The sequence below is a fragment of the Sorangium sp. So ce385 genome (genome assembly GCF_051474135.1).
GTDB lineage: Bacteria > Myxococcota_A > Polyangia > Polyangiales > Polyangiaceae > Sorangium > Sorangium cellulosum_D.
Genome location: NZ_CP150337.1, coordinates 3,762,316 through 3,782,316 on the forward strand (window position 1 = coordinate 3,762,316; position 20,001 = coordinate 3,782,316).

Annotated in this window: 11 protein-coding genes; 3 read left to right on the top strand and 8 right to left on the bottom strand. The window is 73.8% G+C overall.

What is annotated here, in order from left to right; translation table 11 throughout:
• Nucleotides 1-60 precede the first annotated feature (60 nt).
• The 5 genes from WME83_RS14085 to WME83_RS14105 all read right to left on the bottom strand — a co-directional run bounded on the left by WME83_RS14085 (nucleotide 61) and on the right by WME83_RS14105 (nucleotide 10,427).
• Complete coding sequence (locus WME83_RS14085) at nucleotides 61-1,104, bottom strand: pentapeptide repeat-containing protein (protein ID WP_437319798.1); 1,044 nt, start codon at nucleotides 1,102-1,104, stop codon at nucleotides 61-63.
• Nucleotides 1,101-3,779, bottom strand: coding sequence for a DUF2169 domain-containing protein (locus WME83_RS14090; RefSeq protein ID WP_437319799.1), 2,679 nt, complete (start codon nucleotides 3,777-3,779; stop codon nucleotides 1,101-1,103). The genes WME83_RS14085 and WME83_RS14090 overlap by 4 nt, the downstream gene beginning before the upstream one ends.
• Nucleotides 3,776-5,020 carry a pentapeptide repeat-containing protein gene (locus WME83_RS14095; protein WP_437319800.1) on the bottom strand — a complete coding sequence of 415 codons (1,245 nt, stop codon included), beginning with the start codon at nucleotides 5,018-5,020 and terminating at the stop codon, nucleotides 3,776-3,778. Before WME83_RS14095 ends, WME83_RS14090 begins: the two co-directional genes overlap by 4 nt.
• A gap of 47 nt (nucleotides 5,021-5,067) precedes the next feature.
• Nucleotides 5,068-7,488, bottom strand: a complete 2,421-nt coding sequence (locus WME83_RS14100; protein ID WP_437319801.1) for a type VI secretion system Vgr family protein — start codon at nucleotides 7,486-7,488, stop codon at nucleotides 5,068-5,070.
• Nucleotides 7,489-7,583: 95 nt separating this feature from the next.
• On the bottom strand, nucleotides 7,584-10,427 hold the full coding sequence (locus WME83_RS14105) for a DUF2169 domain-containing protein (RefSeq protein ID WP_437319802.1): 2,844 nt from the start codon (nucleotides 10,425-10,427) through the stop codon (nucleotides 7,584-7,586).
• A gap of 572 nt (nucleotides 10,428-10,999) precedes the next feature.
• Between WME83_RS14105 and WME83_RS14110 the strand changes: the two genes are divergently transcribed.
• Nucleotides 11,000-11,701: a helix-turn-helix transcriptional regulator gene (locus WME83_RS14110; protein WP_437319803.1), complete on the top strand. Its 702-nt coding sequence runs from the start codon at nucleotides 11,000-11,002 to the stop codon at nucleotides 11,699-11,701.
• Nucleotides 11,702-11,941: 240 nt separating this feature from the next.
• Complete coding sequence (locus WME83_RS14115; protein WP_437319804.1) at nucleotides 11,942-12,763, top strand: NAD(P)H-binding protein; 822 nt, start codon at nucleotides 11,942-11,944, stop codon at nucleotides 12,761-12,763.
• 20 nt (nucleotides 12,764-12,783) lie between these two features.
• Here the strand turns inward: WME83_RS14115 and WME83_RS14120 are convergent, their stop codons facing one another.
• A complete protein-coding gene (locus WME83_RS14120; RefSeq protein ID WP_437319805.1) occupies nucleotides 12,784-16,707 on the bottom strand; it encodes a protein kinase domain-containing protein in 3,924 nt (1,307 codons plus the stop codon).
• A 385-nt stretch (nucleotides 16,708-17,092) separates the two neighbouring features.
• On the opposite strand from WME83_RS14120, the gene WME83_RS14125 reads away from it, so the two are divergent.
• Nucleotides 17,093-17,527 carry a hypothetical protein gene (locus WME83_RS14125; RefSeq protein WP_437319806.1) on the top strand — a complete coding sequence of 145 codons (435 nt, stop codon included), beginning with the start codon at nucleotides 17,093-17,095 and terminating at the stop codon, nucleotides 17,525-17,527.
• A gap of 17 nt (nucleotides 17,528-17,544) precedes the next feature.
• On the opposite strand, the gene WME83_RS14130 is transcribed toward WME83_RS14125, so the two are convergent.
• The gene (locus tag WME83_RS14130) at nucleotides 17,545-17,985 is read right to left on the bottom strand and encodes a hypothetical protein (RefSeq protein WP_437319807.1); all 441 of its coding nucleotides are present in this window, start codon (nucleotides 17,983-17,985) and stop codon (nucleotides 17,545-17,547) included.
• A 314-nt stretch (nucleotides 17,986-18,299) separates the two neighbouring features.
• Nucleotides 18,300-19,865: an AbgT family transporter gene (locus tag WME83_RS14135; protein WP_437319808.1), complete on the bottom strand. Its 1,566-nt coding sequence runs from the start codon at nucleotides 19,863-19,865 to the stop codon at nucleotides 18,300-18,302.
• Nucleotides 19,866-20,001 lie beyond the last annotated feature (136 nt).

Here is a 20,001-nt window from a genome sequence, read left to right on the forward strand (position 1 = left end):
GTTGTCTCGCCAGATTGTCTCGCATCGTCTGTCTCCCGCTGTCGATAAAGGAGGATCCCCTCACGGCGTCCAGCGCTCGGCCTCCAGGAGCTCCTGGTCGTCGCCGAGCGCCGCGGCTCGGCTCGTGAAGACCGCGCCCGCGTCCCGCGCCTGGTGGAAGCGAGCGCGAAAGAGCTTCGCGTGCGAAAAATCGGCCTTCTCGACGCTCGCGTGCGAGAAGTCTGCGTAGGTGAGATCCGCGCCGCGGAGGCTCGCCAGCGGGCACTTCGCCCGCTGAAAGATGGCCTGGTAGAGGTCGGCGTCGCCGAGGTTCGCCGCCTCGAGATCGGCCTCCATGAAGATGGCCTGGCGCGCCCGGAGCGCCGCGGCCGACGCGCCCGCGAGCCGCGCGCCGAAGAAGATGGCCCGTTCGGCGCTCGCGCCGTCGAGCTTCGCCGCCGTGAGATCTGCGCCCTTGAAATTCGCCTGGATCAGCGTGGCGCTCCGCAGGTCGCACCCGGCGAGATCGGCGTCCGTGAGCTGCGCCAGCGTCAGGTTCATGCCCGAGAGGTCCTGCCCGCGCAGGCGCGCCCCGGCGAGCACCGTCATGTGCATCGAGGCGCCGCGCAGCCGCGCCGTGGACAGGTCGGCGTTGAGCAGGCACGCCTGATGGAGCCTCGCCTCCTCGAGCACGATCCCTGCCACCTCGGTGTCCACGAACGCGAAGCGGTCGAGGTTCGCCGCGCGGAAGCTCGCCCGGTCGGCGCGCCCCTTCACCATGTTCCCGAGCGTCAGCCCGGCGCCGTCGAACGAGGCGCCCGACGCGTCGCACTCCACGAAGTCGGCGGACTGGAGATCGGCGCGGGAAAACGAGGCGCCGAGCAGCGCGCACTGGGTCCATGCGCTGTGGCGCGCCCTGGCGCCGGCGAGGTCGACGCCGGCGAGGTCGCACGCGCTGAGCACCGACTCCTCCAGGTTGGCCTCCGCGAGCGTCGCGCCCCGGAACGAGACCTTCTCGAAGAGGACCCCCGACAGGTCGAGCCCGGAGAGGTCGAGCCCGGCGAGGCTCTCCTCGATGATCGGCTCGCCTGCCTCGACCCTCTCGGTCAATTCGTCGCGGTTCATCCGTCCTGCCTCGTGAAGAGCACGCGCTTGATGTGGGCGTCGGCGAAGGTCGTCCGCTCGTCCCCCTTGGCCTGGAGGAGGTTCGCGGCGAAGAGGTTCGTCCGGGTGAGGTTCGCCCCGGCGAGCTTGGCCTTCTGCAGCATGGCGTCCATGAGGTTGGCGCTCGAGAGGTCCGCGTCGGTCAGATCGGCCCGGATGAACCGCGCTCCCTTGCCGCGGAGCGACGCGAGGCGCGCGCCGCGCAGGTTCGCCTCGCTGAAATCCGCCTCGTCGGCCGCGGCCCCCTCGAAGCTGGCGCCCGCGAGGTCGGCGCCGCGCAGGTGCGCCGCGGCGAGCTCGGCCTCCGAGAAGTCGGCGCCCGGCAGCGCGGAGGCGGGCACGACCCGCAGGTTCGCCGCGCGGGCCCGCCGGAAAGACGCGCCTTCCACGCGCATCTGCACGAAGGTCGCCTGCTCGAGCAGCGCGTCGCTGAAATCGATCGTCCGGCCCGTGCACTGGAAGAAGGTCGCCTTCCGGAGCTTCGCGCCCGCGAAGCGCGCCTCCGAGAGATCGACCCGGAAAAAGAGCACGTCGTCCGCGTGCGCGCCGCGGAGATCCGCGCCCGAGAGGACCGTCTCGTAGAGATCGGCGCCCTCGAGGTCGGCGTTCGACAAGAGCGCCCCCGCGAGCCGGGCCTTGTGGAGGTTGGCCCTGGACAGCCTGGCGCCCTCGAAGATCGCGCCGGCCAGCTCGGCCTCGCCGAGGTTCGCCTCGACGAGCCGGGCGCCGGTCAGCGCCGCGCGCTCGAGCCGCGCGCGCGCGAGCACCGCGCCCGACAGCTCGGCCCCCGCGAGATCGCACGCCGTGAGATCGGCGCCCTCGAGCAGCGCCTCGCGGAGGTCCGCGCCCGCGAGGCGCAGGCCCCGCAGATCGGCGCCGGTCAGATCGCGCCGCGCCAGCGACGCGCCCTCGGCGAGGGCGCGCTCGACGTCCGCGCGCAGGGCGGACTGGGCCGCCTCGCCCCGCGGCGCGGCGGGCGCGAGCAGGTGGGCGGAGGCGCGGTACGACGTGAGCAGCGCCGCCTCGGTGCGGTGCAGGCCGTCGAGGAAGGCCGGATCCGCGAGCTTCGCCTCGAGGTCCTCCATCGGAACGCCCCCCACGCGGCCCGCCTCCGCGAGCTCGCGGAGGCGCGCGATCTCCTCCGCTGCGCGGAACGTCGGCGGGCCGCCCCCTTCGCGCCGGCCCTTCTCGACCATCGCGTCGAAGTCGATGCCCTGGTCGGCGCACGCCCTCCGCGCCTGCTCCTCGGCCGAGAGCCTCTCCGCCTCCGCCGCGTTCGCGAGCGCGCCCGCCTCGGCCTCCATGCGCTCCACGAACTCGGCCATCTCGTCGAGCCCGGGCGGCTCCGGGGCGGCTGGCAGCTCCGCCGGCAGCGCCTCGTCCGGCTCCTGGCCGAGCAGCACCGCCGCCGCGCGCGCTCGATCGAGCTCGCGCTGCGCGCGCGCGCGCGATCGCCGCTCCATGTGCCCGCGCCGCGCGAGCAGCTCGTCCATGTCGCTCAGGCGGTCGTCCGGGAAGGAGACGGCCGGCGCGCCCGGATCGGCCTGCGGCAGCAGATCCTTGTCGCGCAGGGAGTGGACATGGCCCCTCTCCTTGTCGAGCCGCCGCGCGAGCACCTCGCGGTAGTGCTCGACCGGCCTCGGGGCGTCGGCGCGATCGAGGGCGATGAGGAGCACGGCCAGGTCCGCCGCGTCGTCTTCGGCGACGTCGATCACGCCGCGGAAGATCGCGACGCCCCGCTCCACGTTGGGGAGGAGGATCACGGTCTCCAGGCGCGTCGCGACCTCCTCCAGGGGCGCATCCCCGCGCGCCGCGGCGTCCCCTTCACGCTGGATGAAGCAGCGCGCGCGGACGCTGGGCACCCTGGCCTGAAGGCGCGCCTTCGTGGGGTGCATGTTCTCCAGCACGAGGGGCTCTCCCCCCTCGAAATAGCCGGGCAGCCGCTGATCTTCGGGGGCCACCTGGAAGTACTCGGGATCGAGGTCCCGAGCGAAGCCGGGGAAGTCCTGCTCGACCCATTTCGATCCGTAGGTCCCCATCTTGGCCATGCGCCCGGCGAGCGTCGGGTCGAGCGCCCCGAAGCACGCGGGCGGCGGCCGATCGCCGGGCGACGTCACGAGGTGCTGCGGGTGCTCGAGGCGCGGGAGCAGGTGCACCCGGGCCCCGTCTTCGTCGACGGGAGCGAGCCCCATGCCCTTCGGGTTGGGCGGGTAGTCGGGCCCGCCGAAGGCGTTCTCCCAGGCGAGGTCCATCTCGGTGATGGGCTCGGGCTCGGTCGGGCCGCCGCGCTGCCAGCGCCGCTTGCCGATGACATAGAGGCTCTTGTCGACGAGGGGGGCTTCGTCGCGACCCACCTGGAGCCGCGCCGAGAACGCCGGCTGCGGCCGCCCGCCGGGGGCGTACGCCCGGCCGAAGACGAGGACCTCGCCCCGCGGCTTGGGCAACCCCTCGTCGAGGATCGCGTCCTTGCCCAGCGCCCTGGCGACCTGCTGCCACATCCCGACCTCGGGCAAGGCCACCTCCGGCGCCTCGAGGGGGAAGTACATGATCAGGCCCACGCTGAGGTGGTTCGCGCGCCGGATCGTGACGACGCGCTGGTTGAGCGAGAGGCGAATGGGCCGCACGACGCGCGTCACGGTCGGCCTCCGTCCAGGCTCGCGTGGCCGGCGAGGCCGGTGAGGCTCGCGTCGCGCAGGCGCGATCCCCGCAGGTCGGCGCCGTCCGCCGAGGCCCCGTCGAGGCGCGCGCCTTCCAGGTCGATCCCGCGGAGGCGCGCCCCATCGAGCGCCGCCTCGGAGAGGTCGGCGCCGCGAAGCGTGGTCGCCGGATCCACCCGGAGCGCGCGCGCCCGGGCCTTGCGGAAGCTGGCGCGCTCGGCGCGGACGCCGGTGAGCGTGGCGCCCTCGAGCAGCGACTCGGCGAAGTCCGCCCCTGCCGCCTCGCACCGGAAGAAGACCGCTCCTTCGAGGTTCGCGCGCGGCAAGCGCGCCCCGGTGAGGTCGACGTGCGAGAAGAGCAAAGCGTCCGCGCGGGCGCCGTCGAGGTCGGCGCCCCGCGCGATCGCGCCGAAGAGATCGGCGCCGCGCAGATCGGCGCCGGACAGGCGCGCCCCCTCGAGCCACGCCCTCTGGAGCACCGCGCCCCGGAGATCGGCGCCGCTCAGCACCGCGCCGCTGGCCTGGGCCTCCGCGAGCCGCGCTCCACGCAGGCTGGCGTTCGGGAGCCGGGCGCCCTCCAGCCGGGCGCGGGTGAGATCGGCCCCGGCGAGGTTCGCCCCGGAGAGATCACAGCCGGACAGGTCCGCGCCCTCGAGCGAAGCCTCGCTCAGGTCGACCCCCGCCAGGACCAGGCCGCGCAGGTCGGCGCCCTGGAGATCCCGGCGGGCGAGCGACTCGCCAGCAGCGGCGGCCCGCTCCACCGCGGCGCGCAGGGACGGCTCGGCCCGCGGCGCGCGCGCCTCCAGCACCTCCGCGGGGACGAGCCGCTCCGTCAAGGCGGGCGCGGCGGAGAGGGCCGCCTGCGCGCGGCGCCCCCTGGCCACGCTCTCTGGATCTGCCGGCTCCTCGGTCGCCCGGTGCGCCGCCGCGAGCGCCGCGCCTGCGGCGATCTCGCGCAGGAGGGCGCCGCCGGCGCCGGCTGCGGGCGCGCCGCCGCCCAGGCCCGAGGGCCCGTTCTGCGCAGGGTTCGCGGCCTGCCGCAGCGCCCGGACGGCGTCCGCGAGCGCCGCGCGGGGATCGGCCGGCCCCTCGGACAGGGCCCGCTGGAGCGTCGCTTCCAGCTCCACGTCGGCGCCGCGCAGCGCCTCCCGCGCCCCTGTCAGGTCGGGCATCGCTCCCACCGACGGGCCGTCCCCGGCGCCGGATCGCTTGCTCATCATGTCTCGTGTCGCTCCCTGCTCCGCCTCGGCGCCCGTCACCGCGCCCGTCAGATAACAGTGAATCCGGATTTTTGCAGCGACAGCGCCCGCGAACGGATGGATGTGGGCAGGGACTCGATGGTGACGTTCCGCTTGATGAGCCGCGCGTTCTCCATCACGAGCTCTGCGCCCGCCTTGGCCGTCACCGTGGTGCCGTACTTCATGTCGAGCGTCACGCCCGCGTTCGTCGATACCTTGGTCCCGAGGGTGTTCTCGTTCGAGCCCGCCGCGTTCACCGTCAGCTTGAAGCCGAGCGTCGTCTCCATGTTCCACGCCGCCTTCAGCTCGAACGCCCCGCCGAGGGACATGTTGATGTTCGCGGTGGCCTTCACGTCGAAGACGAAGCCGGCCGCGACCGAGATGAACATGCCGAACTTGGTGTCGACCGTCGAACCGACGGTCTGCGAGACGACGGAGCCCTTCGTGGTCGTCTTGAAATTGCCGTGCTTCTCGTCGTTCGTGTTCCCGTGGACGACGCTCTTGAAATTGCCCTGCTTGGTCTCCTCGGTGTTGGAGTAGTTCACCGTCTTCACGTTGCCGACCGTGTAGGTCGTGCTGTCGCCGTACGTCGCCGCGGTCACCGTTCCGCCGGTCCAGACCAGGAACTCGCCCATGCGCAGGACGGTGTGGTTGCCCTTGATCAGATCGGTCTTGTCTCCCAGGATGGCCTTGCCCTCGCCGGCGCTCTCCCAGGTCACCTTCTGCGCCGCGTAGAACTCCATGCCCCCCGCGTTCGCCTTGGCCATGTAGTTGCCGGCCTCGATGTCCATCGTGACGTGGTCGCGGACGTTGACCGACCAGTTGCCGCCGCCCTGCTTGCCGACGTTCACGTCGAAGTTGCTCCCGGAGTCCCACACGCTGTTGGCGTCGGTCTTGGCGATGAGCTCGTGGCTGTCGTTGGGGGCGCCCATGCGCAGGTACGTGTTCGAGTACGGCGTCGAGAGCGTGATGCGCTGCGCCCCGGCCTGGTCCTCCAGCTCGAGGCGGTTCCGGCCGCCGGTCTGGATGACGTTCTTCGTGTGGTTGCCGCTCGTGACCGGGCTCGGCGTGAGCACGTTGGGCACCACGCCGGAGATCACCGGCCGATCCGGGTCGCCGCCGAGGAAGCTCAGCACGACCTCGGTCCCCCGGCGCAGCGGGAAGTGGAACCCTTCGACGCCGCCGCCGTGCGGCTGCATCATGCGCACGTACGTGGAGCCGCTGCCGTCGCGCGGGCTCGCCTCGTCGAACTTGAACTTGACGAGGTAGCGCCCGTGCTCGTCGATCTGCGCGTACTCGCTCGCCGCGGAGCCGTCGACCGTGCCGTTCTCGTAACCGTAGATGCGCGGCCACGGCGCCCGCGACTCCGCCCGGAACTGCGTCGACGCCGGGATGGCCGCGACCTCGACGAAATAGACCTCCTCGTGCGTGAGCCCGACGAGCTCCTCGAAGTCGCTGTGCCCCGCGGATTGGTTGCCGTGGTGGCGCAGCTCGACCGCGAGGTACTTCGTGTTGAACCGCGCGCGCGGGTGGTCCTCGAGCTCGAACGTGTACCCGGAGCGCAGGTGGAGCCGCGAGCCGGTGGCCTGATAGACCGCCTCGCGGGCGAGGTATTCCTCCGCGCGCAGCTGGGCGAGCCGCTTGCCGGCGTCGGCGCTGAAGAAGCGCTCGCCATAGAGGCTGATCTCGCCGGTGCCGTACTGGGACACCGGCGCCGCGCCCGAGAGCGGGAACTGCGGCCGGACGTAGTCGTAGTCCTTGAGCTTCACCCGCGACGGCAGCGCCCCGTGCTGGCAGGAGAAGGTGCGGAACGAGGCCGAGGCGCTCCGGTCCTCGCCGGTCTGCGGGTGGTAGCGGACCGGCGCGCTGAGCGGCCCTGCGGGGTAGCTCTTGTCGTCGCAGAGGACGAGCTTCTCGCCGTCCTCGGTGTGCTCGAAGTAGTAAAAAATGCCTTCCCGCTCCATCCAGCGCGAGATGAAGTCGAAGTCGCTCTCGCGGTACTGGCAGATGTGCTCCTCGGTCTCGTAGCTGCCGAGGTTGAGCTCGACGTCGCTCCCCGTGATGCCGTTCTCCTCGAGCACCAGCTTGATCACCTCGGGCACGGTCTTCTTCGTGAAGATGCGGCTGTGCTTCGAGAGGGTGAGCCCCCAGAGCCGCGGCACGAGCACCGCCCGCAGGAGGGCGCGGCCGCCGAACTCGTGCACGAGGTCGACGCCGGCGAGCACGCCGGTGAACACGTAAGGCGGATTCTTATCGTCCTGGCGGTCGATCGAGAGCCGGGCCTTGGCCCCGACCATCTCGGCGAAGTCCGTGTCGTCCTCGCCCTCGCTCGGGATCGACAGGAAGATCTCGAACCGATACGGGCGCGAGATCGCCTCCACGCCGCGAAAGCCGACGACGCGCGTCGGGCCTTGCAGGATGCTCGAGGAGAACGTGATGAGGTCGCTCATGGTCGTGTCTCTTCCAGGGTGCGAGGAGGTGAATGCTCCGCCTTCGTTCCCGAGGGAGCGCGTTCTATGGAGCTAGACGTAAAGGAGTCCGCGCGTCAACCTTGTGAAGAAACGTTAATGTCGTCTCCCTCCGGCGGTATCTCGACGATGGACCGCAGGATCGCGCCGCTCGACTTCGTGTTTGCGAGCTTGACTCCATAGAGGTTGGCGCCCGCGAGGTCCGCTTCGCGCAGATCGGCGCCATCGACGTTGGCGCGGGGGAGGCTCGCCTCCTTGAGCTTCGCCGCGCGGAGGATGGCGCCGGCGAGGCTCGCGTTCGCGAAGCTCGATCGGGAGAGGTCCGCCTTGCTCGCGTTGACGTCGGCGAGGCTGGCGCCGTCGAAGATCGCGTCGGTGAGGCGCGCCTGCCGCAGGTCGGCGCCGTCCAGCGACGCGCCGTCGAAGCGCGCGTGCGCGCCTCTCGTCGAGGTGAGGTCTGCGCTCCTGAGGCTCGCCGAGGAGAGCTGCGCGCGGTCGAGCGTGGCGCGGGAGAGATCGGCGCGGGTGAGGTCGGCGGCGGTGAGGCGCGCGTCGGTGAGGTCGGCGCCGCTCAGGTTCGCCCTGGCGAGGCGCGCGGAGGTGAAGTTGCACCGGGCGAGCGTCGCGCCGGCGAGGTTGACGCGCTCGAGGGAGGCGCCGCTCCAGTCGATGCCCTCGAGCTCGGCGCCCGCGAGCTCGAGGTCGTAGAGCGGCTGGCCGCTCTTGAGGCGGGCGAGCACCGCCGCGCGCAGGCCGCGCGCTTCCGGCTCGGGCGAGGGCGGCTCGGGCGAGGGCGGCTCGGGCGAGGGCGGCTCGGGCGAGGGCGGCTCGGCGGGGGAGGCGTCCGAAGGCGCGGGGGCCGAGGGAGAGGCGTCCGCGGGGGCGTCGGGGGGCGCGACGTCGGCGGGTGCCGCGTCGACCGGCGCGGTGGCGCTGGCGGGCGCGGGCATCTCGGCCGCGGGCGCCGCGGCGTCCGGAGAGCGCGTCTCGCCCGCTGCGGGGCCGGTTTCGTGGACCGGAGCGGGCCACGGCGGCGCTTGCGAGGGCGGCGGTCCGGCGACGGCGCCCGCCTCGTCGGGCGGCGGTTGGGTCTGCGAGGGCGGCGGCCCGGCGACAGCGCCTGCCTCGTCGGGCGGCGGTTGTGTCTGCGAGGGCGGCGGCCCGGCGACGGCGCCTGCCTCGTCGGGCGGCGGTTGTGTCTGCGAGGGCGGCGGCCTGGCGACGGCGCCCGCCTCGTCGGGCGGCGGTTGGGTCTGCGAAGGCGGCAGTTCGGCGACGGCGCCCGCCCCGCCGCCCGGCGGGGGCGCCGGCTGCGCCTGCGCAGGCGGCGGGTCGATCACGGGGTGCGTCTCGTCGAGCCCGTCCAGCGGCGGCTGCACCGGCGGCGGCAGCGCGGGCGGCGCGGCGTGGGCCCCCGAAGCGGCGAAGGGCATCGCGAACGGCACGGAGCCCGGGGCAGGCTCGGGGCGCGGCGGCGGCTCGGGCGCGGGCGCGAAGGGCAAGGGAGGCGGCGGCTGCAGCGGCGCCACCTGCTGCGTGACGGCGCTCCAGTGCGGCTCGGGCGCGGGCGCGAAGGGCAGGGGAGGCGGCGGCTGCAGCGGCGCCACCTGCTGCGTGACGGCGCTCCAGTGCGGCTCCTGCCGCTGCGAGAACGGCAGCGGTGGCAGCGGCGCATGCAGCCGCGTCACCTGCTGCGTGACGGCGCTCCAGTGCCCCGCCGGCAGCTCCGCCCCCCGGGGGGCGAGCGCGCCCCCCGGATCCATGATCGCGACGGGCGCGAGCCGCAGATCGACGCCCGTCGCCGGGCCGCGCGCGCCGGCCGCGGGCCTGCCCTCGCCGTCGGGCGCTGGCCGCCGCTCGGCCCCCCTCCCGTCCCCGGCGAGGGCGGGCGCCGGACACGCCGGCCCGGCCGCCGGGGGCCACGGGCGCGACGAGGCGGGATCCGCCGCCGCGGCCGAAGGCCAGGCGAGGGGCCGCCCGGGCATCTCGACGCCTGCGACCACCCGCATCCGGGCCGGCTGGTCGCCCGGCAGGAGGGCGACGTTCCCCCGCCAGATCAGCGAGCAGAGCAGGCGATCCGCGTCGATCGTCAGCGTGTCGGCGACGAGCTCGACCGGCTGCCCCGGGTCGTCGCCCGCCGGCCCGGTCCGATGCAGCCGCGCGAGCGCGCGCGCCGACGGCAGCCTGGACCGGAGCCACGGCGCGTGCGGGTGCAGCCCCTGGAGGAAGATCCACTCGTCGCCGCGGAGGCGCTCGATCTGCTGGTCCGCGGGGGCGGCGTGGAAGTAGCGAAAGTCGAAGCTGGCATCGAGGTCCGGCGCCAGGGGATCGGGCGCCTCGCCGCGCGAGAGGAGCGCTCTCCGCGGCGCCCAGTGCCCCGCGATCGGCCCGAAGCCCGCGGGCCGCGTCGGGTCGACCGGATCGAAGATGCTCGGCAGCGCAGCCCCTGGGGGCACGCCCACGGGGTTCGCGTCGAGGTGCGGGCCGCCGTAGGCGCGCTCGTACACGAGCGGCACGAGGCTGAAGGGGCGCGGGCTCGGCGCATGCCGCGTGAACTCGCCGTAGACGTGGAGCTCCTTGTTGAGGACCCAGCGATCGTCGCGGAAGAGCGCGACCCGCACCGAGAGCGCCGTCGCGGTCGTCCCCGCGGGCGCGGCCGCGTGTCCGCGCACGAGGACCCCGGCGCCCGGCAGGTAGGGCGCCGTCTCACACGCCTCCTCCAGGCTGCCGCGCCCCTCTCGCAGCTGGTCGGAGCGGATCAGCGGCGCCGGGGCGGCGAGCTCCGCGTGCCGGTCGTGGACGAGGGCGAACGTGGCCTTGACGATGACGGTGAGCCGCTCTGCGCCCTGCATGCGCCACAGCAGGGCCCCGCAGGAGGCCGGCGTCAGCGCGACGATCGGGAGGGGCCAGGGCGATTGCACGGCGTGATCTCGGCTGGCCCGCGCGCCTTCACCGCCGCGGAGGGCTCTCGAACCGACGAAGATACGCGGCGCGTCTCTCGGACGCAAGCGCGGGAGTCCGCGGTGAGGACATCGCGTGTCGAGCGCTCGCGATCACGGGACCATGTCGCTGTGAAGATCGGCGGAGCCGCTGAATTTGTGGTGCATGGTAGGCAAATCCCTGCGGGCTCGCCGGCGCGTCGCGGCCCGCGCGGCGGGCATCGATGGTTTGCTGGATCGCTTGATGTGTTTTGCTGGGCTGAAAACTTCGATCTCGTGGGGGAGAGTTCAACGCAAAAGCGTGAAGGCGCAAAGGCGCAACAAGGAAAGATAAAAAGGTGTGAGAGGACGGCGCGCTCTCTCCTCGATGTCCTCTGTGCGTCTGTGGTTCCCTGTCTCCTTCAACCACGAACGAGCCCGGGCGACGCGGCACGACTTCGAACCTCGCCACGGGGGAGGTCGCCGGGGCGTCGCGGTCCTCCAGGCGCGCCCGGAGGCGGGAGCGGCGCGCCGTCGCTCGACACGGGCGGCGCGCCCTGCGATCGTCGGCGGCGATGGACAGGACCGAGCGCCTCTTCGCGCTCATGGACGCGCTCCGGCGCCACCGGCGTCCGGTCACCGCGGCGCAGCTCGCGGAGGAGCAGGGCGTCTCGGTGCGCACGATTTACCGCGACGTACAGACGCTGATCCGGCTCGGCGCGCCGGTCGACGGCGAGGCGGGCGTCGGCTACGTGCTGCGGCCCGGGTTCTTCCTGCCGCCGCTGATGTTCACCGCGGAGGAGCTCGAGGCGCTCGTCCTCGGCGCGCGCTGGGTCGGCGCGCAGGCCGACGAGGGCCTCGCGGGCGCCGCGGAGAACGCGGTGGCCAAGATCGCGGCCGCCTCGCCGGACGACCTCCGCGGCCGCATCGACGACACGGGGCTCTGGCCCGTCGTCCTCCACGGGCCCGGCGCCGCGCCGCCGCCCGTGCTCGGCCTCGTGCGCCAGGCGATGCGCAAGGAGCGCGCGCTCGCGATGCGCTACCAGAGCGAGTCCGGGAGCACCACCGAGCGCGACATCTGGCCGGTGCAGATCGCGTACCACGACGGCAAGCAGATCGTCGCCGCGTGGTGCTGCCTGCGCGCGTCGTTCCGGCATTTCCGCGCCGATCGCATCGAGCGCGTCGCGCTCACCGCGCAGCCCTACGGCAAGCCGCGCCGGACGCTGACGAAGGAGTGGCGCGAGGCCTGGGAGCGCGAGGGCAGCGCCCCGGCGTGACGCCGGCGCGGGCGCGGCGCGCGATCACCCCGCGCGCGCTGCTGCCACGGGCTGTCAGGAGGGGTGGCGCAGGCTCTCGGGTGCGCGCCGGTGGCAAGGCGCCCGCGGCGAGCCGGACGCCGTTCGCCCGCTCCGGGCACGGGATCCCGGCTTCGAGACCCCGCGCGCGACGCGCACGACGCGCATGACATCGACAAGCCGCCGGAACCCCGGTGGCATTTCCAGAGGTACAGGAAAAATATGAGAATCCTCGTCACAGGCGCGACCGGAACCGTCGGCCGCGAGATCGTGAAGCAGCTCGCCGAGGGCGGTCACCACGTCCGCGCCTTGAGCCGCAATCCGGGCAGGGCGAAGCTCCCCGCCGGCGTCGAGGCCGTGGCCGGCGATCTGGCCGCGTCCGAGACGTTCGCGGCGGCCCTTTCGGGCGTCGAGGCGCTCCACCTCATCAACTTCGGCGGCGACGATTACGCGCCGCTGCAGACCGGGGAGCCGATCGTCGCGCTCGCCAGGCAGGCCGGGGTGCGGCGGATCACGGTGCTGCTCGGCGGCTCGCCCGCCCCGCTCGACGCGGCGGTCGCCGCGGGCGGCATCGACTGGACGTTCCTGCAGCCGGTGGAGTTCATGGCCAATCACCTCGAATGGGCGGCGTCGATCCGCGGCGAGGGGGTGGTGCGCGAGCCGTTCTGCGACCGGCTCAGCGCGGTGGTCCACGAGGCCGACATCGCTGCGGTCGCGGTCGCGGCGCTGACCCAGGAGGGCCACGCGCGCAAGACGTACACCATCACCGGGCCCGAGGTGCTCAGCCTGCGCCAGGTGATCGAGACGCTCGCCGCCGCCATCGGGCGCGAGATCCGGCTCGTCGAGCTGACGGAGCAGCAGGCGCGCGAGCGGTGGGCGGCGGCGGGGTTCCCGCCCGAGGCCATCGAGTTCTTCGTGGAAATCTACGGAAATACACCGAAAATTGGCTATACGGTCGACCCGACCGTCGAGCGCGTGACCGGGCGGCCGGCCCGCACGTTCGCGCAATGGGCGAGGGAGCACGCGGCGGCGTTCGTGGCCTAGCTCCGCGTGTGGCGCGGCGCCTACCCGGGCGGCGCGCCGTCCTGCTCGCCCAGCCACGCGCGGGCGAGCGCGAGCGTGCGTGCGTTCTCGGGTACGTTGTCCAGGAAGCTCGCCCGCCACGCGGGGTTCGCGATCCGCGACGCGCGCTCCAGCAGCCGGGCGCGGGCGATCGAGATGGTGGCGCGGGCCTCCTCGCCCGCCCCGCACGCCGCGAGGGCCTCCGCGCGCACCAGGTAGATCTGCGACTCGCCCTCCTCGAGGTGACCCTGCGCGGCGACGATCGGGGCGGCGAGCTCCGCGGCCCGGTTCGCGGCCTCGAGCGCCTCGGCCGCGCGCCCCGCGGCGAGCAGCACCCCCGCGAGCGTGCCCAGGGCGCAGGGGATGAGCGGCGGACAGTCGGCGAGCAGCTCGCACCCGCGGCGCGCCTCCGCCTCCGCGCGGGCGAGGTCCCTCGCGCGGAGCGACACCTCCGCCAGGTACACGTAGGTGCCTCCTTCCATCCGCCGATCGCCGGACGCCACGAACGTGCGGAGCGCGTCGTCGAGCTGCGCGCGCGCCTCGTCGAGCTCGCCGAGCTGGAAGAGCGTGCGGCCGAGGTTCTCCTTCGCATAGGCCGCCATGTACGGCAGGCCGAGCCGCTCGGTGTCGGCCAGCACGGCGCGGAGCAGGCGCGCGGCGTCGGCGTACGCGCCGAGCTCGTTGCAGTAGTGGCCCGCGTTGCTGCGCGCGTTGCAGACGCCGCGCGCGTCGCCCGCCGCCTCGTAGCAGCGCTCCGACGCCGCGCAGAGCTCTCGGGCGTCGCCGACGTCCCCGGCCAGGATCGCGCGGAGCGTGCGCAGCCGCAGGATCGCCGCGGTCACGGTCGGGTCGTCCCGGAAGCGCTCGGAGGACGCGTCGATCCGCGACGTCAGCGCCTCCGTCTCCTCGCTCTTGCCCGCCGCGTAGAGCAGGAGCTGCGCCGCCAGCGACATGGCGACGAGCTCGGGCCCGGTCACCCCCTGCTCCGACCACCGCGCGCACAGCGCCCTGGCGAGCGCGACGACCGCCTCCCTGCGCCCCCCGAGGGCGCAGGCCCAGAGCGCCACGCCCGCCGCGCGGCACCAGAAGGCGCTCCCCTCCGGCAGCATCGGCATCGCCGCGAGCGCGTGCCCCTCGGCCGCCGCGCTCTCGCCCAGCAGCCGGCACGCCTCCGCCTGGAGGGTCTCGAGCTCGCCGAACGCCTCGCCGGCCGCGCCGCAGGCGATCGCGCGCTCGGCGCGCTCCAGCGCCGCCCGGCAGTCGCTCGCCCCGAGCGCCTGCTCGGCCGCCCGCCGGTAGCACCCGATCGCGCGCTCCAGCTCGCCCCCGCGCTCGAAGTGCGTGGCCAGGACCATCGCGTCGGTCTCGCCGGCCCGCTCGAGCCACGCGCCCGCGAGCCGGTGGCCGAGCCGCCGGTCCTCCTCGGTCAGCATCTCGTAGGCCGCCTCGCGCACGAGCGCGTGCCGGAAGGCGTACTCCACCTCGCCCTGGAGCGTCGACTCGTGCAGCCGGGAGATGAGCTCGCTGCGCGCGAGCTCCGCCAGGCAGTCGTCGAGCAGCGCCTCGCCCGCGTCGGGGCCGAGCAGCGCGCGCGCCGCGCCGCGCCAGAACGCGCCCCCGAACACGCTGCCGGCGCGCAGCACCCGCCGCGCGTCCGGCGCGAGCCCCTCCAGGCGCGACTGCATCATCGCGAGCACCGTCTCCGGGACGCCGCCGCCGTGGCCCTCCGCCGCGGCGCGCACGAGCTCCTCCAGGAAGAACGCGTTGCCCCCGGAGCGGTCGACGATCCGCGCGACGGCCTCGGCGTCGAGCCCCCCGAGCGCCTCGGTGACGAGCTTCTCGCACGTCCTCCGCGGCAGCGCCGTGAGCCGCAGATCCGTCAGCGCCCGCTTGCTCCACAGGGCCGGGAAGGCCTCGCGCACCTGGGGGCGCGCGAGCGCCAGGACCATCAGCCGCTCGCCCTCGAGGAGCCGGAGCGCCGCGTCGACGTACTCGACCGTGGGCCGGTCGCCCCAGTGCAGGTCCTCCAGCACGAGCAGGAGCGGCCGCGCGCGACACTCGGCGCGCACGAGCTCCACCCACGCCGCCTGCATCTGATCGCCCATGAGCTTGGCGTCCTGCCGCGCCGCCCGGAGCAGCACGCTGTCGTCCGCCGGAAAGGGCGTGCCCGCCATCTCGCCCAGGAACTCGGCGACCTGCCGCCGCAGCGGCTCGGCGACGGTCACCGCGACGCGCGCGGCGAGCTTCTGCCGCCGCGCGTCGAGCGGCTCGCCGTCGAGCAGCCGCGCGGCGCGCCGCACGACCTGGCCGAGCATGCCGAACGGCGCCCCCTCCCGCATCGGGTCGCCGCGCGCGATCCACAGCTCGAACGGCTCGCCGCGGGCGGCGAGGCGCCGCACCAGCTCGTGGCGCAGGCGCGACTTGCCCACCCCGGCCTCGGCCGTTACCAGCACCGCGCGGGCCTCGGACTCGGCCACGCACTCGTCGAACGTCGCCTGGAGGAGGAGCAGCTCGCGCTCGCGCCCGGCGCACCGCGTCGGCTTGCCGAGCAGCTTGCGCGCCTCGTCCGCGGGCTCGAGCTCGCCGACGAGCGCGAGCCCCGCGCCGTCGACGGACACGTCGAAGCGGTCGCCGAGGAGATCCGCGGTCATCCGGTCGAGGAGGACGGGGGCCGCGCCGGCCGAGCTCGCCGCGAGCAGCGCGCTCGCGCGGTCGATGACCTGCCCCATCGGCTGCGTCTTCTCGAGCTCGTCCCAGCCGGTCGTGAGCGCCACGCGCGCGTGCGGCAGGAGGTCGCGGAGGGCGAGGGCGCAGCGCGCGGCGTTCACGGCGAGATCCGTCGGCGAGCCCGAGCCGGCGAGGACGGTCGCGAGGGAGCCGTCCCGGAGCAGCTCGAGCTGCGCGCCGTGCCGGGCGGCGACCTGCCGGAGCGCCTGCGAGGTGTTGAAGAGCGTGCTGAGCAGCGGGGAGTCGCTGAGCGAGGCGGTGCGCTCGCAGGAGTCGGCGCTCGCGGGAAGCTGGCCGCCGCCGGGCGCCTCGGACGCGAGGATGACGCTGACGAGGCGCCGCTCGCGGCGCGTCAGGCCGGCGACCGAGGCGGGCGTGATCGCGGACGACTCGGCGACGAGCTCCGCGAGCGCGCGCAGCTCGTCGACGGCGGCCCGCGCGGCGGGGCGATCGCCCGGCCGCTTGGCGAGCAGCCGCGTCGCGAAGGCGTCGAGCTCCCGCGGCAGCCCGGCCACCAGCGCGCTCGGGCGCGGGGCCTCCTCGAAGACGACCCTGGCCAGCAGGGCGAGCGGGTGCGGCGCGGCGAAGGGCGGCCGGCCGGTCAGGCAGGCGAACAGGACGCACCCGAGCGAGTAGAGGTCCGCGCGGGCGTCGACCTCGCCGTCGCCGATGATCTGCTCGGGCGCCATGAACGACGGCGTCCCCACCGTCGCCCCGGTGCGCGTCAGCGACGACGTCGCGTCCTCGAGGCGCGCGAGGCCGAAGTCGACGATCGTCGCCCGCTCGATCTCGCCGCCCGGGAGGAAGATGTTCTGGGGCTTGATGTCGCGGTGGACGATGCCCTGCGCGTGCGCGAACGCGAGCCCGTCGGCCACCCGGAGGAGGAGCCTGAGCGCGGCGGTCGGCTCCAGCCGGCCCCGGGAGATCCGCGCCCCCAGGTCTTCCCCCTCGAGCCATTCCATCACGAGGTAGAGCTCGCCGTCCGGCGTCGTCCCGTGGGCGACGTACCGGACGATGCTCGGGTGCGACAGGGCGGCGAGCGCGCGCGCCTCGCGGGCGAACCGGCTGCGCTTCTCCTCGGTCGGCTCCCGCAGCACCTTGATCGCCACCGGCGCGCCGCTCTCGACGTCGCGCGCGCGGTAGACGGTCCCGAGGCCGCCCTTGCCGGCCTGCCGCTCGATCGTGTAGCGCGCCCCCAAGCGCTCCCCCGGTATCATGCGCGCTCGAGTATCTCACGGAACGAGGGCGTGTCCGCCAGCGGCGTGCGGCGCCGGCGTCAGCGCGGCCGATCCTCGCCGGGGCCGCGGCGAGGCCTGATGGCCGTGCTCGAATTTGCCCGGAGAGAGCTCCCATGAAGGCGGGAAGGCAGGAAGATCATTGGTCTTTTCTTCCCGCCTCCCCGCCTTCATGTTCGATTTTGAGCGCTGCCCGCCTGTCGGCGGCCATCGCTCTCCGAAGCTCGATGAAATCGTGTCGCGCCGCCGTTGCGCGCGCCTCGCGAGGGGGCCGTGCGGCTCACGCCCGGTGGCCGAGCGGGCGCTGTGCTACAACGTAAGCAAAGCCTGCCGTCAAGGAGCGTGCGCCATGGGGAACGCGTGTGTTCAAGCCCTCGCCGATGCGATGGATCTCGGTTCGCTGCTGCAGGAGGTCCGGGATCGACATGGCGAGTTCGAGCTCCTGGCGCACTGGACGCAGGGCGAGTTCCACCACGACGTGGTCCTCCGGATCCATCGCTTCGCGCCGCTGCCGGGTCCGGTGCTCGTCGTGAGCACGAACTGCAACGGCGGGGTCAAGGAGGTGCTGTGCTTCGGCGAGGTCCCGGACCGCTATGCGCTCTGGCACCATCGCTGCCCCGAGGTCCCGGAGTTCTCCGGCGCGCTGCCGCCCATCGCCGCGCAGGCCCGGACGTCGCATTACTTCGACCCGTGCGAGCTGCTCGCGGCCGACGCGCGCAGCGAGCTGCGCCCCGAGTTCCGCGAGCGCGACGTCGGGGGCGGCTGGCGCCCGCGCTGCGGATAGCCGGCGGGGGCGGCCGCTCAGCGGCGCTCTGCGTCAGCGTCCGCCGCGGGCTGCCCCGCCGCGCGGGCGGCGCGGAAGGCCGCGTCGCGCCGCCACGCCTCGCGCGCCGCCTCGCCGGCCGTCAGCCCGCGGGCCCCCGCGGCCGCGGCGATCGCCTTCCGGAACCGCGCCCCGGCGCGGCGGTACTCGAGCGTGACGAGCGTCAAGCAGAGCGCGACGAGCAGGACGTCGCGCGTGTTCGGCGCGGGCAGCGACCAGGCGAGCCACCCGGTGGCGATGGCGAGCAGCGCGCCGCACAGCTCCCAGGATTCGGAGCGCTCAGCGCCCTGCGCCTCCGCGGCGGCGGTCAGCGCGCGCGCGACCGAGGGTGGCGGCTCGTCATCCTTGTCGGCGGGCGCACACCCGGTTGCGTTAGGAACGACCGACCCGCCGCCGGTCAGGAGGGGTGTCGGGGACACCACGACAGCGTTCGTTGCCGCACCGCGATGCATTGAGCTCATACAAACACCCTCCTCGCCTTGCCGTCCGGCCCTGCATACCGTCCGCGCTTGCACGCCGCGCGCCGTCGGCTAAATACGCGAGCCCACGTCGTTCTTGCGGCTGAGGCCGCATCGCGTGCGCATCTGTCGCGCCGGGCACGCAATCGATGCGCGTTCGTCGAAATGTCGGCCGCGCCGAGGCGCACCGAGGGCGCAGAGGTGGGTGCGCGCGGCGGCTCCCTCTCCGCCGCGCGCGCGGCGGAGAGGGCCGCGCGGCCCGGGGGCGCTGGCGCTCAGGGGTAGACGTAGGGGGCGTCGAGCCCGAGGGGGAGCCCGAGCTGCCAGTAGGCGAGGAGGAACAGGCTCCACGCGACGAGGAACGTCATGGAGTAGGGCAGCATCAGCGCCATGAGCGTGCCGATCCCGGTGCCTTTGACGTATTTCTGGCAGTAAACCACCACCAGGGGGAAATACACCATGAGCGGCGTGATGATGTTGGTCGTCGAGTCGCCGACGCGGTAGGCCGCCTGGGTGAGCTCCGGCGAGATGCCGAGCGACATGAGCATGGGCACGAAGATCGGCGCGAGCAGCGCCCATTTCGCCGACGCGGAGCCGATGAAGAGGTTCACCGTCGCGGTGAGGGCGATGATGCCCCCGATGGTCACGGTGCTCGGGAGCGCCATGGCCTGCAGCGCCGCAGCGCCCTTGAGCGCCACGAGCGCGCCCAGGTTCGACTTGTTGAACAGGTAGATGAACTGCGCGGCGAAGAAGGCCATCACCAGGTAATAGGCCATCGTTCCCATCGTCTTGCTCATCCCGCCGATCACGTCGCGGTGGCTCGTGAACGTGCCGGCCGTGTAGCCGTAGACGATCCCGGGGATCAAGAAGAACAGGAAGATGAGCGGCACGATCGCGTTCATGAGCGGCGCCGCGCTGATCGTCAGTTGACCGCCGGGCGCGCGCAGGGGCGACGACGCCGGCGCGCTCGCGGCCACGAGCAGGGCGACGCACAGCGCCATCGCCGCGAGCCCCGCCCAGAGCGCGCGCGCCTCGCGCGGCGTGAGGCCCGCCGCGCGAGGCTCCTGCTCCGGCGCGGCGTCGACGGGCGTGCGGGCGATGCGCGGCTCGATCACGCGGTCGGTGATGAACCAGCCGAGCCCGACGATCAGCAAGCACGAGGCGCTGCAGAAGAACCAGTTGCAGAGCGGGTTGACGGTGCGCTTCGGATCGAGGATGCCGGCGCCGGCCTGGGTCAGGCCCTGCAGCAGCGGGTCGAGGCTGGAAGGGATGAAGTTGGCGCTGAAGCCCCCCGAGACGCCCGCGAACGCCGCGGAGATGCCCGCGAGCGGGTGCCGGCCCGCGGCCTGGAAGATGACGGCGCCGAGCGGGATGACGAGCACATAGCCCGCGTCGGCCGCCGTGTGGCTGACGATGGCCACGAGGATCAGCATCGGCGTGAGCAGCGCCCTCGGCGTCACCGCGAGGAGCTTCTTCAGGCCGGCGTCGATGAACCCCGAGCGCTCGGCGACCCCGACGCCGAGCAGGGCGACGAGCACCACGCCGAGCGGGTGGAACCCCGTGAAGGTCGGGACCATGCTCGCCAGAAATTCGGTAATGGCCTTGCCCGAGAGCTGGCTCTGGACGACGAGCGGCTGCTTCGTCCTCGGGTCGATCTCGCTGAACTGGAGCGGCGCGAGCGCCGCGGACAGGGCCATGACCGCGGCGGCGAGCACGACGAAGAGCAGGGCGGGATCCGGGAGCTTGTTGCCCGCCCGCTCGAGCGCGTCGAGGGCGCGGCTCGCCCGTCCCGCCCTGATTTCGGGCGGGACCGGGGCGAGCTCGGGTTGCTGGTTGGACATGCCGCGCATGGTAAGGCGATTCACGCTGCGCGTCGCCAGTTTCGTAGCGGACGGCTCCAGGCCGTCGCAGGCGAACGCGATCGCGCGTGCGCCGGAGCGACGCGGCCCGACTCCACACCTCATTCCGTCGTCTCTT

What these genes read in the sequence shown, in the direction of transcription:
- WME83_RS14085 (WP_437319798.1), bottom strand. Translation starts at nt 1,104, where the DNA reads ATGAACCGCGACGAATTGACCGAGAGGGTCGAGGCAGGCGAGCCGATC.
- WME83_RS14095 (WP_437319800.1), bottom strand. Translation starts at nt 5,020, where the DNA reads ATGATGAGCAAGCGATCCGGCGCCGGGGACGGCCCGTCGGTGGGAGCG.
- WME83_RS14100 (WP_437319801.1), bottom strand. Translation starts at nt 7,488, where the DNA reads ATGAGCGACCTCATCACGTTCTCCTCGAGCATCCTGCAAGGCCCGACG.
- WME83_RS14110 (WP_437319803.1), top strand. Translation starts at nt 11,000, where the DNA reads ATGGACAGGACCGAGCGCCTCTTCGCGCTCATGGACGCGCTCCGGCGC.
- WME83_RS14115 (WP_437319804.1), top strand. Translation starts at nt 11,942, where the DNA reads ATGAGAATCCTCGTCACAGGCGCGACCGGAACCGTCGGCCGCGAGATC.
- WME83_RS14125 (WP_437319806.1), top strand. Translation starts at nt 17,093, where the DNA reads ATGGGGAACGCGTGTGTTCAAGCCCTCGCCGATGCGATGGATCTCGGT.
- WME83_RS14135 (WP_437319808.1), bottom strand. Translation starts at nt 19,865, where the DNA reads ATGTCCAACCAGCAACCCGAGCTCGCCCCGGTCCCGCCCGAAATCAGG.